Consider the following 14677-nt stretch of genomic DNA (forward strand, 5'->3'; position numbering starts at 1 on the left):
GGATTTCGCCCCTCGGGGCGGTACAGGAGGGGCTCGTGACCCAAGCGGCGACGCTCGCGGAGATCGCACGGGAGGCGGGGGTCTCGGCCCCCACTGTTTCGAAAGTCCTCAACGGCCGGTCCGATGTCGCCCCGGCCACCCGGGAGCGGGTCGAGGAGCTGCTGCGCCGCCACGGCTACCGGCGGCGGCGCGGCACCCAGGCCAGTCCCCTGCTCGAACTGGTCTTCCACGAGCTGGAGAGCGCCTGGGCGATGGAGGTGATCCGGGGCGTCGAGAACGTGGCGCGCGACGAAGGCCTGAGCATCGTGCTCTCGGAGTCCTCCGGGCGGCTCACCCCGGGGCAGTCGTGGGTGGACGGGGTGCTCGCCCGCCGCCCCACCGGCGTCCTGCTCGTCCTGTCCGGCCTGAACCGCTCCCAGCAGGAGCAACTGGCCGGCCGCGACATCCCGTTCGTGGTGATGGACCCGGCCGGCGACCCCGGCCAGGAAGTGCCCGCCGTGGGGACGACCAACTGGGACGGCGGCCTCGCCGCCACCCGCCACCTCCTCCACCTCGGCCACCGGCGGATCGGGCTCATCGGCGGTCCGGCCGGGATGATGTGCGGCCGGGCCAGGGCAGACGGCTATCGGGCAGCGCTCGACATGGCGGGCATCGCGTACGACCCGGAGCTGGTCCGCGAGGGCGACTTCCACCACGAGGCGGGCCGCCGGTTCGGGCTTGAGCTCCTGGGCATGCCCGACCGGCCCACCGCCGTGTTCGCCGGGAACGACCTCCAGGCCCTCGGGCTCTACGAGGCCGCCCGCGAACGGGGGCTGCGCATCCCCGAGGATCTCAGCGTGGTCGGCTTCGACGACCTGCCGCTGGCCCGCTGGGTCGGTCCTCCGCTGACCACCGTCCGCCAGCCGCTGACCGAGATGGCCGAGGTCGCCGCCCGCATGGTGATCGACCTCGCCCACGGCACCCGGCCGGGCACCCTGCGGGTGGACCTGGCCACCAGCCTGGTCGAGCGGAGCAGCACCGCCCCTCCACGAACCCCTCCCCGGACGGTTGACGGAGCATCAGCCGGGTTCTAACCTCACTCGACAGAATCGGCGGAGACTTCGAAACATTCGACCCGTCTCCGCGCGGTCAGCGTTCCCTGTCCCACCGCACGTCCCTCTCTTCTCCCCCACAGAGAAAGGACCACGCCGGTGTCCGTCCGGACGCTCCGTCTCCCCAGCCCCACACACCCCCGGCGCGCCCTTGGCGCAGCCGCCGCCACCGCCGCCGTAGCCCTGGCCGCCGTCACGCTCCTGCCGACCGGCCAGGCCGGCGCGGCAGGTACCACCCTGCGCTCGCTCGCCGAGGCGAACGGCCTCTACTTCGGTACCGCCATCTCCCAAGGCGACCTCAACAACGCCCCCCTCACCGCCGTCGCCGGCAGCCAGTTCGGCATGCTCACCCCCACCAACGAAATGAAGTGGGACACCATCGAACCCTCCCGGGGCAGCTTCAGCTACGGCCCCGCCGACCGTCTCGTCTCCTTCGCCCAGACCCACTCGATGCGGGTGCGCGGCCACACCCTGGTCTGGCACAGCCAGCTCCCGTCCTGGGTGAACAGCCTCCCCGGCTCGCAGGTGAAAACCGCGATGGAGAACCACATCAACAACGAAGTGACCCACTACAAGGGCAAGCTGTACGCCTGGGACGTGGTGAACGAACCCTTCAACGAGGACGGATCCTTCCGCACCGACGCCTTCTACAACGCGATGGGCAGCGGTTACGTCGCCGACGCGCTACGCACCGCCCGCGCGGCCGACCCGACCGCCAAGCTGTACCTGAACGACTACAACATCGAGGGCCTTAACGCGAAGAGCGACGCCATGTACAACCTGGTGAAGTCGCTCAAGGGCCAGGGCGTCCCCCTGGACGGCGTCGGCTTCCAGGCGCACTTCATCCTCGGCCAGATCCCCTCGTCTTTCAAGGCCAACCTCCAGCGGTTCACCGCACTCGGCGTCAACGTCGCGATCACCGAGCTCGACGACCGTATGCCACTGCCCCCGAGCGCGGACAAGCTCGCCCGACAGGCCGGCGACTACGCGTCCGTGGTCAACACCTGCCTCACCGTCAGCGGCTGTGTGGGCCTCACCCAGTGGGGCGTCGGCGACCCGGACTCCTGGATTCCCGGCACCTTCCCCGGCTACGGCGCCGCCACCCTGTATGACGCCAACTACCAGCCGAAGCCGGCCTACACGGCCTCGGCCAACGCCCTCGGCGGCGGCACCACCAGCCCGACCCCCACCCCCACTCCCACTCCCACTCCCCCGGGCGCCTCCTGCCAGGTCAGCGGCAAAGTCAGCCCCTGGAACACCGGCCTGACCGAGGACATCACGATCACCAACACCGGTTCGACCGCACTCAACGGCTGGGCCCTGACCTACACCCTCCCTGCTGGCCAGACCGTGACCAACAGCTGGAACGCCTCACTCACCCCGGCCACCGGCCGGGTCACCGCCACGAACCTCAGCTACAACGCCACCCTGGCCCCCGGCGCCGCCACCTCGTTCGGCTTCCAGGCCACCCATACCGGCGACACCGCCTTCCCCACCTCGTTCAGCCTCAACGGCACCGCCTGCACAACCTCCTGAAGTGATGCCCGCGACGGCACGTCTGCCTAAACGGTGTGCGTACCTGGCTGCCGTGTCGATCACCGCAACCACCTGCGTCCTACGGGCACACCGCGCCCGGCATCGCCACCAGCCCGGCCCGCGCCACCGCACCAGCCCGGCCCGCCACGCCACCGCTGGCACTGCTCCCTTCAGCGCACGGGCAGCCGGGTGGGATCGGCGATGATCTGCTGGACCATCACCAGTGCCGCACCCCGTACGGGGCCTCGCCTGCCCAGGGTGGAAGGGCACAGCGCCTTGGGAGTCCAGGGCCGAACAGTGACGCGGGCGACCAGTTCGGCGCGTACCGACAACAAAAGCCAGTCGGCGAGTTCGGTGCAGGCGTCGCCGAGGACGGAGGCGTCGGGGTCGATCAGGTGCACCGCCGAGGCGAGGGCGAGGCCCAGGGCTCGCCCTCGCCTCGTCGAGGGCGCGCAAGGTGGGTGCGTCCCCGGCGCTCGCCCGCTCGACCAGCGGAGCGACCAGGTCACCGGCGACCGGGTCACCGGCGCCCGTGTCGGCGAGCCCGGCCACACGGAGCACAGCCGTCCCCCGCGTACAGTTCCAGGCAGCCGCGTGCGCCGCAGGCACAACGGGGCCCTTCCAGGTGGACGGGCAGATGGCCGACTTCGCCCGCGAAACCGTGGGCGCCCCGCAGTAGTTGACCGCTCAGGATCAGTGCGGCCCCTCTTCCGGGCGCGGTCTCCTCGTACTCGCCGCCTCGACGAAGTCGCCTTCACCAGGCCACCGCCCTCCTCGGCCACATCCACGCCTCCGAGGGCTCCACGAACTCCGACCCCAGGCCGGCACCTCGGCCCACCAGGCCGTGGCCGTCCAAAAGGCACCGCGCGCCGACCTGCCCCACGCCCTGACTGCCTGGCCGCTCAGCATCCCGGTCTGCGACGCCCCGTGCCCCCGTGCGCGCCGATGAGCCAGGGCGTCGGCTCCCTCCGCGAAAGGAACTCATCCCATGCCAGGCCAGCAGGCAGTGGACCGCACCGTCACCAACCCCGTGATCCCCGGCTTCCATCCCGACCCCAGCATCTGCCGCGTCGGCGACGACTACTACCTCGTGTGCTCCAGCTTCGAGTACTTCCCCGGCGTGCCCGTCTTCCACAGCCGCGACATGGTGCACTGGACCCAGATCGGCAACGCCCTCGACCGGCCTAGCCAGTTGCGCCTGCCATCAGACTCCCCCTCGTCGGGCGGGATCTACGCACCCACCCTGCGCCACCACGACGGCCGTTTCTGGCTGATCGTCACCAACGTGGCGCACGGCGAGGGCAACTTGCTGTTCACCGCCACCAATCCGGCCGGCCCCTGGTCCGAGCCCATCAGGCTGCCCGGCGTCCACGGCATCGACCCGGACATCGCCTGGGACGAGGACGGCACCTGCTACTGCACCGTCGCCGGGGTGTCCCAGGTCCGCATCGACCCGCTCACCGGCCTGACGTCCGGCCCCTCGCAGCACCTCTGGTCCGGTACGCCCGGCGCCCTGGCCCCCGAAGCGCCGCACCTGTACCGGATCGGCGCCTCCTGGTACCTGCTCATCGCCGAGGGCGGCACCGAGCGCGGACACGGCGTGTCCATCGCCCGCGGCCGTACGCCCTCCGGCCCGTTCGAGCCGTGCCCGGCCAACCCGATCCTGACACACCGCGGCACCAGCCACCCCATCCAGAACACCGGGCACGCCGACCTCGTGCAGGCGCCCGACGGTTCCTGGTGGATGGTGCTGCTCGGCGTGCGCCCGCAAGGCGGCACCCCCGGCTGGCACGTGCTCGGCCGCGAGACTTTCCTCGCCCCGGTCGACTGGGTGGACGGCTGGCCGGTCGTCGGCGAGCTCTCCACCGAGCAACCCGCACCCGGCTGGCCGCTCAAGCCCGGCCCGGACACACCGGTCCGGGACGACTTCGACCACACCGAGCTGCACCCGCGCTGGATATCGGTACGCGAACGGCCCGCACGGCTCTGCACCACCGTGGAGCGGCCGGGCTGGCTGACCCTCCGCGCCGCCGGGAGCTCACTCGACGAACCGGACGCGGTGTTCGTCGGCCGTCGCCAGCAGCACCTGTCCTGCCGGGTGCGCACACTGATCGACCCGGCGCAGGGACGGGGCGGCCTTGCCGTCCGGCTCGACGAGCGGCACCACTACGAGATCGAGGCAGCCGCCGGAGTGGTCAAGGTGTTCGCCCGCATCGGCCCGCTGCGCCCCGAGGCGGCGGCCCTGCGGGTGCCCGACGGGCCGGTGATCCTCGGCGTCGAGATCACGCCGCACCCCCCGCAGGACGCGCGGACCGGTCCCGACCTCCTCTCCTTCGGAGTCGAGGAGGCCGACGGCACGCTCACCGTGCTCGCCACGCTCGAAGGCCGGTACCTGTCCACCGAGGTGGCGGGCGGCTTCACCGGACGGGTCATCGGCATGTACGCCTCGGCCGGGACCGTCCACTTCGACTGGTTCGACTACGAGTCGCATCCGGATTCCTGACGGTCCGTCAGGCCCCCCCACTCACGAAAGGGACGACACGTGAAGGACATAGAACAACCAGCGCACCGCCGCGTCCGGAGCCGCGGCCGCCTGGCCCGCCCTGCTGTCGGCGCTCGCCGTCGTGCCCGGGCTGACCGGCACCACGGCACTCGCCGCGCCCGACAGCACGAGGGAACCGGCACGGGCGACGGCCAGAGTCCCCTCCTCCGCCGTGGACGCCGTCGCCAAGATGCGGCCCAGCCGGAACCTGGGCAACCAACGTCTCGTATTTGAGGGTCCGTCACCTCTCCTGCCTTGCAGGCATCTTGACGCGTACCCCACAAGGCTGGCTTGATGGGATGGGAGCGCTCCCATATCCCCTTCCCGTCCCCACCCCCACCGAGGAAGGCCCCACCCGTGCCTCCTGCCCACACTCGTCGTCGCCTGTCGCACCACGCGGCCGCCGTTCTCGTCGGCCTCGCCCTCGCCGCCGGTGGTCTCACCGCCACCGCGTTTCCGGCGCACTCCGCCGACGCGACCACCGCCGCCCTCGCCCAGTCCGCCGACAGCCCCGTGCGGGTCAACCAGCTCGGCTACCTGCCCGACGGCCCCAAGCAGGCCACTGTGGTCAGCTCCGCGTCCGGACCGCTCGCCTGGCAGCTGCGCAACGGCTCGGGTGCGGTGGCGGCCTCCGGCTCCACGACAGTGCACGGCGCCGACCAGGCGTCCGGCCAGTCCACCCACCTGGTGGACTTCGGCGCGTTCGCCGGCACCGGGACCGGGTTCACTTTGACCGTCGGCGGCCAGGTCAGCCATCCGTTCGACATCTCGGCGTCGCTGTACGACGCGCTGCGCGCCGACAGCATGTCGTTCTTCTACCAGCAGCGCAGCGGCATCGCGATCGACGCCGCCCTCGCGGGCAGCGCCTACGCCCGCCCCGCCGGACACCTGGGCGTCGCCCCGAACAAGGGGGACACCAGCGTCCCGTGTCAGGCGGGCGTGTGCGACTACCGCCTCGACGTGCGCGGCGGCTGGTACGACGCGGGCGACCAGGGAAAGTACGTGGTCAACGGCGGGATATCCGTCTGGGAGATGGTCAATTCCTTTGAGCGCGCCAAGCGTTCGGGCGGTGACGCGGCGGTCGGTGACTCCACCCTGCGGGTGCCGGAGCGCGGCAACGGCATACCGGACGTGCTGGACGAAGCCCGCTGGGAGCTGGACTTCCTGCTGCGGATGCAGGTCCCGGCGGGCAAGCCGATGGCCGGGATGGCCTTCCACAAGGTGCATGACGACCAGTGGACCGCACTGCCGACCCGTCCCGAACTCGATGACGCACAGCGCGAGCTGCACAAGCCGTCGACCGCCGCCACACTCAATCTGGCGGCCACCGCCGCGCAGTGCGCCCGGGTGTACGCGCCCTACGACGCCGGCTTCGCGGCCCGCTGTCTGGACGCGGCCCGCCGCGCCTGGACAGCCGCCAAGGCCAACCCGAACGTGTTCGCCCCCGCGACCGACAACACCGGTGGCGGGGCGTACGAGGACGCCGACGTCAGCGACGAGTTCTACTGGGCGGCGGCCGAACTCCTCGCCACCACCGGCGAGTCGCAGTACCGGGACGCCGTCACCTCCTCCCCGCACCACACCAAGCCGGTCGACGCGTTCTGGTGGGGCGGCACCGCGACGCTGGGCCGGATCACCCTCGCCACCGTGCCCGGCGTGGCCCTGCCCTCCGACGACATCGCCCGGCTGCGCTCTCTCCTGACGTCGGCCGCCGACAGCCACCTGTCCACCATGTCCGGCCAGGGCTACGCGGTACCGCTCGCCACCACCGGGTACGTGTGGGGCTCCAACAGCGCCGTCACCAACAACGCGATGGTGCTGGCCGTCGCGTACGAGCTGACCGGCCAACAGCGCTACCGTTTCGGGGCATTGGAGTCCCTGGACTACCTGCTCGGCCGCAACGCGCTCGACCTCTCCTACCAAGCTATTTCGTTTGGTGTGATCTTGCGGGATGCTGGCTGAGTGGCAAGCCAGATTGTTGAGCGGATGGTGCCGGACGGTTTGTGGGAATTGTTCCAGCGGGTGGTGCCGCCGGCGCCGGTTCGCCCGCAGGGCGGCGGGCGCCGACGCCAGCACGGCGACCGTGAGGTCCTGGCCGCGATCGTCTTCGTGGCCACGTCAGGATGCACATGGAACCAGTTGCCGCCCGGCTTCGGGCCGTCGGGCGTGACCGCGTTCCGGCGGTTCACCGAGTGGTCCGAGGCCCGCGTGTGGGCCAGGCTCCACCGCCTCGTCCTTGACGAACTCGGTGCTCAGGGCGAGCTGGACTGGTCGCGGTGCGCGATCGACTCGGTCAGTGTCCGGGCGACAAAAGGGGGCAGCTGACGGGACCGAATCCGACCGATCGCGGCAAGAACGGCTCGAAGATCCACATGATCGTCGACCGGAACGGACTGCCGATCTCGATCGGCATCTCCGCGGCCAACCTGCACGACAGCCAGGCCTTCGAGGCCTTGGTCCGTGGCATCCCACCCATCCGATCTCGTCGTGGACCCCGTCGGCGACGGCCGGACAAGCTCCACGGCGACAAGGGATACGACTATCCCCACCTGCGACGATGGTTACGCTCGCGAGGCATCACGCCTCGCATCGCACGCCGGGGTGTGGAGAGTTCTGAACGCCTGGGCCGGCACCGGTGGGTGGTGGAGCGGAGCATCGCCTGGTTTGGCGGATGCCGACGACTCCACCGCCGATACGAGCGCAAGCCCGAACACTTCCTCGCCTTCACCGCCCTCGCCGCCACCCTCATCTGCCACCGCAGGCTCCCCAAATGAAATGTCCTTTACGTCACCGGCTACGGAGAGCGCTTCGCGGAGAACCAGCACCACCGCTTCTGGGCGCACCAGAACGACGCCGCGCTGCCGCACCCCCGGCCGGCTCCTTCGCGGGCGGGCCGAACGCGGGCCTTGAGGACCCCGTGGCCAAGGCCAAGCTCCCGGGCTGCGCCCCGGCCGCGTGCTACGTGGACGACATCGGCTCGTACTCGACCAACGAGGTCGCGATCAACTGGAACGCCTCTCTGGCGTGGCTGGCGGCCTTCGCGGCGGAGCGGCGCGGGACCCCGGCGACGCCCTCCGCCCAGGTGACACCGACGGCGGTGACGGTCCCGGAAGGGGGTTCGGCGACGGTGGGGGTACGACTGTCGGGCGCGCCCGCGCAGAACGTCACCGTGACGGCAGCCCGGAGCTCCGGCGACCCTGACCTGGCCGCCGGGTCGGGGAGCACACTCATCTTCACACCGGCCAACTGGGCGACGGAGCAGCGGGTTTCGGTGTCCGCCGCACAGGACGCGGATGCGCTCGCGGGCACCGCGACGTTCACGGTCGGCGGACCAGGGGTGAGAGCGACGACATTCACCGCGACGGAAGCGGACGACGACACAGCACAGCCGGGGCCGTCCTGCTCAGTGACGTACAAGGTCGACAACTCCTGGGGCGACGGATTCACGGCGACGGTGACCGTGAAGAACACCGGGTCGTCGACGGTCTCGGGCTGGACCCTCGGGTGGAACTTCGCGGGCGATCAGCGGATCACCAACGCCTGGAACGCCACGGTGAACCAGACGGGTGCCGCGGTGACGGCCAGGGACTCCGGCTGGAACGGCACGCTGGCGCCCGGGGCCGAGGCGAGTTTCGGATTCCAGGCGACGTACTCGGGTGCGAACCCGGCGCCGACACGGTACTCCCTCAACGGTGCCCTCTGCTCCTGAGTGCCTGAGTATCGGCCCCGCCCGGTGGGCCGTCGCCCGCGTCCATGACGACGCGCGCGGCGGCACCACTGAGCCGACGATGAGCGGCGAGTCGCCCGGACCGGCGAGCAGTTCACAGCCAGCGCGTACAGGCCGTCCGAATGGGCCCAGCTGGCCAAGGACTTGGGCGTCGTCAAGCTTCCGCCCGCACCTCTACGATCCGCTCGAAGATGAACTCGTGCTTGAGAAAGGACACGTCGTACTCGTGCCCTCCGACGGGCGGGATCAGTTGCGCGGCCTGGAGCAGCCGCCAGCCGTCACGCAGAGCCGCCACGCCCGAATCGTAGGGCGGCTCGTCGCTGTCGCCCGTGGTCGGGGAGGTCAGACCGGTCCCGTCGTACTGTGACCAGCCGACGACCCAGGAGTCCAGGGCGGAGGTGGCCAGGTACAGCACCAGCACTTGCTGCCGCAGTACCGAATCGCCTGCGGCCTGCCAGGCGGGGATCGTGGTCTCGACGGTCATACCGCAGCCCCCTCGGGACGGTTGGCGACCCTGGTGACCCAGTAGTCGAGGTCGAAGGCGCTGCCACCGGTCAACTCGCGCCACAGCAGGACGCGGTTGTACTTCTCCAGGCGCCCGGTGGCCTGCCCGTACCACGGCAACAAGCCTTCAGCACCTCTACACCCATCCCACCCCCGCTCAGCGGCGCGCCGCCTGGATGATGGCCTGCTGGGCCCTGGATTGCATTGCCCGCTCCTTCCCCACACGGACTGGGTGCGCTGCACGGTGCCCCACCCCCGCCTGCTTCACCACGTACGCGACCGATGGGGCTGGCAGCACGTGCGCAGCGGACCCGGCCAGGACGGCGGCGACGTGCACTTGCTCCAGCACCGGCCCGAAACCAAACCCGGCCTCCCCGCACTGATCACACCAGCACGCCCACCCCGCCGAGCGAACGCTCGTCAGCTGGCCTTGGCCGCTGCTGTGCCCAGGGGCCCTCACGTGGAGGCCGGTTCGCTCCAGGGCCTGCTCAACCAGATGGGCATCGCCTATGTGGGCTCCGGTGTCCTGGGCAGCTCCCCCGCCGCCCACCAGTACAGCGCCCGCCAGCTCCTTCTTCACACTGGCGTCCGCCTACCCCATCACACGCAGAACAACACGCGCAGTCGGCCGCGCGCCGAAGCCCGCCGCATCTTCGACACCCTGCCCCTGGGCCCCGGTGCGCATCCTGCCCGTCCAGCCACCCACCGCACCCCTGCCCACCGACACCGGGGGCGGTGAGGAGTGGCGGTGCACCGCCGTGGCCCGCAGTCAGGACGCACTCACCGACTTCCTCCTCCGCCACGGCGAAGGAGTAGCGCTGCTGGCCGAAACCGACCCCCCGGCCATGCCCTGCAGGTGGGAATCCTGCCCGAACGCAGCGGACGTGCCCGCGCACTCACCCTTCCCGCACAGGCCCACCCCCTGAGCGAGGACGCCCTTAACCTCGCCCGCGACATGGCCCGCCGCGCGCACGCAACCTGCCAACGAAAGACAACCACACTGACCAGCTCACCGGCGTCAGAGACACCGCCCTGCCCCGCGCCCCCAGTGGGTGCTGCACAGCTCGGATACCGCGCCAAACCGGTTCGTCGTCACCGGCCGCACCAACAACACCGCCTGGTGGTAGCACGGCACCGCCGACGAGAGCCGCCAAGACACACACAAGAAGCGCCTGATCACGGCCCGCTTCACCGGCCTCCGCTGCCACGACTGTGAGCAGGCAGCGGCTTCCCCACCGCAGAGCCGGTGCGCAATCACCGGATCGGGTACCGGCTCCCGGGCGGGTGGTTCGAACATCGCAATTGTGGCGTGCTGGGCCCGCATCGGCGGGGACAGCACGCCACATGGAATATTTGTCCGAGTATTCGCCCGGTCGTCACCGTTACGCGTGGCGGCCCGGCCCAGTTTTCCGAGCACCTGTCCGCACCCGTGCACCGGAGGAGCTCTCATGCCCTTGCAGACCGCCATCGTCGGCGTTCACCTCTTGTTCGAACAGTCCGGCCAGGTACTCCTCCAACTGCGGGCCCCGTCCGCCCCGTTCGCCCCCCATACATGGCATGTCCCCGCAGGCCACCGCGAAAAGGAATCCTCAGTGGCCTGCGCGGTCCGTGAGAGCACGGAAGAGCTCGGCGTGAGTGTCGATCCCCAGGACCTGCGCCTGGTCCACGTCCTCGATCACTACGACGCGGGCTCCGCTGCCCCGCGTATGCAGTTGTTCTTCCGCGTCCTTGCCTACCGGGGCACGCCGAAGGTCTGCGAACCCGACCGGCACACACGGGTGGCCTGGTACCCGTATGCGTCGCTTCCCTCCCCGCTCGTCGACTACACCGCCGTCGCCCTGACCGCGATCGCCGCCGGCCGCCCCTACACCGACATGGGGTGGGGCGCATGAACACCGTCAAGCCTCAGCGCGCGATGGCCACTTCGGCGGCCGCCGCGTTCATCCAGCGCGCCGACGGTCGTGTCCTGCTCGTCCACCATGCCGGGACCCGGCGCTGGGTGATGCCGGGCGGAAAGGCCGACGACGGCCCCCACGGGGGTGAGACTCCGCTTCAGTGCTGCGAACGCGAGGGCCGCGAGGAGACCGGTGTGGCGGTCACCGCGGGCCGTCTGCTGGTGGTGCAGTGGCTGCCCGCGGGCCGCATCGGGGCATACGGGCACCAGCCGTTCGCCTGCCACCTGTTCGTCTTCGCCGCGACCATCCACCCCGACGCCCGCATCCGCGTACCGGCGAGGGAACTGCTCGGATGGGACTGGTGGGATCCGGCCGAGGCCTCGGGCGCGATGTGCGCGACGAACGCGCGGCTTCTGGCGGCGGCCGTCCGCGCGGCCGCCCACACCGGTGCGGCGCCGGTCTACCTGGAAGGGCTGGCGCCGTCCGCACCGGCGGGAGGTGACCGTCCGTGAGGTTCTTCCGGAAACCCGAAACCGTCGACACCGCGGTGGTGTCCGCCTCCGAGGAGGCCCTGTTCGGCGGGTCCCTACGCTACGACCTGGGCTGGAACAAGCATGACGAGGCGTTCCTGGAGCTGAATCTGCGAGCCATGCTCGTGCGGTTGCCGCGGCTCATCGCCCTCACGGTCAAGCTGGCGTGGCAGGCCGACCGCCAGGCGCTGCGCCTGGTCACAGGCGCGGAGGTCGGCCGGGGCATCTGCCAGGCTGTCGGGCTGGTCGCGGTGAACCGGGTCCTGGCGCACATGCTGGCGGGCGGGACCACGGCCCAGCGGCTCTCCGCCGCGGGTACGGCCATCATGGTGGCCGCCGTCGCCGCCGGTGTGGGAGCGGTGCTGCGGGCCGCTTCGACCGCCGGGACGGGGCGGCTGGAGCCGAAGGTGGAGCGGGTGGCCACCGAGCAGTACCTCGCCCACACCGCCACCGTGGAACTGGAGGCCATCGAGGACGACGAGTTCCACCGGCTCCTCGACAGCGCTTCCTACGGGGCCGGATCGGCGCGGCGCCTGGTCAAGTACGTGCAGAACATTGTCACCGGCCTGATGTCGCTCGCCGCGGCCGCCTCCGTGCTCGTGGTCCTGCACCCCCTGTTGATCGTCCTGCTGGTCGCGATGACGGTGCCCAGCTCCTGGTCGGCGCTGACGGTGGCACGGCGCCGTTACGCCTCCTTCCAGACGTGGGTCCAGCACTCCCGGGCCGGGCAGCTGATCAGCCGGCTGCTGATGTCGACTGAGGCCGCCGCCGAGATCAGGGTCCACCACGTGGGGCCGTATCTACTGCACCACTACCGGCAGATGTCGATGGCCCAGGAAGCCGAGCAGCACCGTCTCGCCCGCCTCGCCGCACGTACCGGGCTGATCGCCGCCGCGTGGACGGGACTTGCCACCGCAGCCGCCTACGCCACCCTGGGCGTCTTGCTGTGGAGCGGCGCGATGGCGCTGTCCGTGGGCGGCACGGCCGTCCTGGCCATCCGCTCCGGTTCTGCCAGCCTGTCCAACCTCGTCCTGCAGATCAACTACTGCCACGAGGAGTCCCTGTTCGTCGCGGACCTGAACCAACTGTGCGAGGAAGCCACCGCCCGGGCCATTCCCGACGGGGGCCGTCCCCTGCCATCGGCGCCACGCGAGATCCGTTTCGAGGATGTGGTGTTCAGCTACCCCCGCAAGGCAGGCAGCGCCACCCACAACGGGGCGGGACACAAGCGGGCGCTCGACGGTGCCTCCCTGACCATTCCCACCGGCAAGATCGTCGCCTTGTGCGGGGAGAACGGCAGCGGCAAATCCACCCTGGTCAAACTCCTCGCGGGCCTCTACCAGCCCGAGACCGGACGCATCTGCTGGGACGACGTGGACACCCGCACAGCCGACCGCCAGGAACTCGTCTCCCGCATCGCCATGGTCGGCCAAGACTTCTACCGCTGGCCCTTCACCGCCCAGGTGAACATCTGCATCGGCCGCTCCGACATCCCCGCGAGCACCGAACGGCGTGACCGGGCTGCCCGCTACGCGGGTGCCGAGAAGCTGATCGCCGAGCTGCCCAACGGCTGGAAGACCCTGCTCGCCCGCGGATACAAGGACGGGCACAACCCCTCGGGTGGGGAATGGCAAAGGCTCGGGATCGCCAGGGCCCACTACAGGCGGGGAGAGATCTTGATCGTCGACGAGCCTACCTCTGCCCTCGACGCGAAGGCGGAACAGCGCCTGTTTGACGAGTTCCGCAGCCTCGCCGACGAGGGCCAGACCGTCATCCTCATCACCCACCGCCTCGGCTCCGTACGCGCCGCCGACCTCATCCACGTCCTCGACCACGGCCGCGTCGTCGAAAGCGGCACCTTCGAGGAACTCCTCTCCGACCACACCCCCGGCCCGAAGGCCTTCCGAGCCCTGTACGAACTGCAGGCTGCCCAGTACCAGTCCGCTGTCATCCCGCACCCGCCTGTCCGCACCGTCCCCGCTGAAAAACCAGCCCCGTAAGCGCACCGACCGTCTCAGTGCGGCCCCACTGCTTCCACGGGCATGGGGCCGCCCACTGACGCGCGACTGACTGTCGGGATGTGTGCCCATCGGCTGAATGCGCCGCGGTACGACAGGAGCACGCGTCGGCCTCGGTGGCGGAACCACGACCGGCGGTCTGCTGAGTCATCACTCAGCCCGAGTGCCGCACCGTAGAACGCGAGGGAGGTCATGGCCGGGTGCCTCACCGGATCGGCGCGCTGGCACAGCTGAAGGTGGTGTCCTGGAGGAGTTCGGGTGTGATGCGGACTCCGGTGAGGTGTTCGGCCAGGGCGAATGCTGCCTCCGCGGCCAGGTGTTCTGCGGTGTCGGAGGTCTCGTCCCAGAACTGGAAGCCGCTGCGGTGCATGGCTTCAAGAAGTTCGTCGGGAGTTGTTCCCCAGCGACGGTCGGGCACTGCGGGCTCGACCGTCAGGCGCTCGGTCGTGTCCTCGGCCCACAGGAACGAGTCGAGCCGCTGATGTTGACGAAGTGCGAGACCCGCTGCCGCTCAGCACCACGCCGGTCACGAAGCTCCGACTCGCACCGGGCAAGCCAGAGATCGGCCAACTCTTCGATTAAGGAGCCGAGATGTGCATGCGAGACGCCGCAGAAGGCAGGATGGGTCAAGGCCGCACGAGCCCACTTCTTGGTCACACTCGAAAAAACCGTGCGGTCACTGCCACGTCACGGCTGCCCGCCAATGATCAATCGTGTGGCTCTTCTGCGGGAAACTGTCCGACCTGGGAACTTCCCTGCGTGAGAGCAAACGCGGCCGGCCAAGCACCGGACCGAGCATCAGGGCCTCAGCAGTCCACCCACCCACCAGTCGTG

Annotated in this window: 15 protein-coding genes; 9 read left to right on the forward strand and 6 right to left on the reverse strand. The window is 70.3% G+C overall.

From position 1 onward, the window contains the following. The first annotated feature begins 35 nt into the window (after positions 1-35). Both BX283_RS02110 and BX283_RS02115 read left to right on the forward strand, forming a co-directional pair. On the forward strand, positions 36-1073 hold the full coding sequence (locus BX283_RS02110) for a LacI family DNA-binding transcriptional regulator (protein WP_257581741.1): 1038 nt from the start codon (positions 36-38) through the stop codon (positions 1071-1073). Between the two features lie 117 nt (positions 1074-1190). Beyond that, positions 1191-2627, forward strand: coding sequence for an endo-1,4-beta-xylanase (locus BX283_RS02115; RefSeq protein WP_257581742.1), 1437 nt, complete (start codon positions 1191-1193; stop codon positions 2625-2627). A 170-nt stretch (positions 2628-2797) separates the two neighbouring features. Here BX283_RS02115 and BX283_RS39945 read toward each other — a convergent pair whose 3' ends face one another. Together BX283_RS39945 and BX283_RS02120 are read right to left on the reverse strand one after the other, a co-directional pair. After that, a complete protein-coding gene (locus BX283_RS39945; protein WP_143676346.1) occupies positions 2798-3028 on the reverse strand; it encodes a hypothetical protein in 231 nt (76 codons plus the stop codon). 119 nt (positions 3029-3147) lie between these two features. Further along, positions 3148-3324, reverse strand: a complete 177-nt coding sequence (locus BX283_RS02120) for an ROK family protein (RefSeq protein ID WP_373979524.1) — start codon at positions 3322-3324, stop codon at positions 3148-3150. 291 nt (positions 3325-3615) lie between these two features. Between BX283_RS02120 and BX283_RS02125 the strand changes: the two genes are divergently transcribed. Beyond that, positions 3616-5130 carry a glycoside hydrolase family 43 protein gene (locus BX283_RS02125; RefSeq protein WP_101385961.1) on the forward strand — a complete coding sequence of 505 codons (1515 nt, stop codon included), beginning with the start codon at positions 3616-3618 and terminating at the stop codon, positions 5128-5130. A gap of 21 nt (positions 5131-5151) precedes the next feature. On the opposite strand, the gene BX283_RS02130 is transcribed toward BX283_RS02125, so the two are convergent. After that, positions 5152-5385 carry a hypothetical protein gene (locus tag BX283_RS02130; protein ID WP_101385962.1) on the reverse strand — a complete coding sequence of 78 codons (234 nt, stop codon included), beginning with the start codon at positions 5383-5385 and terminating at the stop codon, positions 5152-5154. A 78-nt stretch (positions 5386-5463) separates the two neighbouring features. Between BX283_RS02130 and BX283_RS02135 the strand changes: the two genes are divergently transcribed. The 3 genes from BX283_RS02135 (at position 5464) to BX283_RS02145 (ending at position 8878) form a co-directional block, all read left to right on the forward strand. Next, positions 5464-7131: a glycoside hydrolase family 9 protein gene (locus BX283_RS02135; protein ID WP_373979089.1), complete on the forward strand. Its 1668-nt coding sequence runs from the start codon at positions 5464-5466 to the stop codon at positions 7129-7131. A 24-nt stretch (positions 7132-7155) separates the two neighbouring features. Continuing rightward, a protein-coding gene (locus tag BX283_RS02140; RefSeq protein ID WP_373979516.1) for an IS5 family transposase occupies positions 7156-7943 on the forward strand; the annotation gives its coding sequence in 2 pieces (ribosomal slippage) (positions 7156-7489 and positions 7489-7943; 789 coding nt in all). Continuing rightward, positions 7940-8878 carry a cellulose binding domain-containing protein gene (locus BX283_RS02145; protein ID WP_373979090.1) on the forward strand — a complete coding sequence of 313 codons (939 nt, stop codon included), beginning with the start codon at positions 7940-7942 and terminating at the stop codon, positions 8876-8878. Before BX283_RS02140 ends, BX283_RS02145 begins: the two co-directional genes overlap by 4 nt. A 172-nt stretch (positions 8879-9050) precedes the next feature. Here BX283_RS02145 and BX283_RS02150 read toward each other — a convergent pair whose 3' ends face one another. Then, a complete protein-coding gene (locus BX283_RS02150) occupies positions 9051-9380 on the reverse strand; it encodes a hypothetical protein (protein ID WP_101385963.1) in 330 nt (109 codons plus the stop codon). Continuing rightward, positions 9377-9523: a hypothetical protein gene (locus BX283_RS02155; RefSeq protein ID WP_373979091.1), complete on the reverse strand. Its 147-nt coding sequence runs from the start codon at positions 9521-9523 to the stop codon at positions 9377-9379. The genes BX283_RS02150 and BX283_RS02155 overlap by 4 nt, the downstream gene beginning before the upstream one ends. Positions 9524-10848: 1325 nt before the next feature. Here BX283_RS02155 and BX283_RS02165 point away from each other — a divergent pair. The 3 genes from BX283_RS02165 (at position 10849) to BX283_RS02175 (ending at position 13825) form a co-directional block, all read left to right on the forward strand. Continuing rightward, positions 10849-11292, forward strand: a complete 444-nt coding sequence (locus tag BX283_RS02165; RefSeq protein ID WP_101385965.1) for an NUDIX domain-containing protein — start codon at positions 10849-10851, stop codon at positions 11290-11292. Continuing rightward, positions 11289-11807 (forward strand): NUDIX domain-containing protein, encoded by a 519-nt coding sequence (locus BX283_RS02170; RefSeq protein WP_101385966.1) that lies wholly within the window; start codon positions 11289-11291, stop codon positions 11805-11807. Before BX283_RS02165 ends, BX283_RS02170 begins: the two co-directional genes overlap by 4 nt. Before the next feature lie 137 nt (positions 11808-11944). Next, positions 11945-13825 (forward strand): ABC transporter ATP-binding protein, encoded by a 1881-nt coding sequence (locus tag BX283_RS02175; protein ID WP_257584219.1) that lies wholly within the window; start codon positions 11945-11947, stop codon positions 13823-13825. Positions 13826-14048: 223 nt separating this feature from the next. On the opposite strand, the gene BX283_RS02180 is transcribed toward BX283_RS02175, so the two are convergent. Continuing rightward, a complete protein-coding gene (locus BX283_RS02180; protein ID WP_306822858.1) occupies positions 14049-14306 on the reverse strand; it encodes a DUF6461 domain-containing protein in 258 nt (85 codons plus the stop codon). Positions 14307-14677 lie beyond the last annotated feature (371 nt).

Source organism: Streptomyces sp. TLI_146, from assembly GCF_002846415.1.
In the GTDB taxonomy this organism is placed as follows: Bacteria; Actinomycetota; Actinomycetes; order Streptomycetales; family Streptomycetaceae; genus Streptomyces.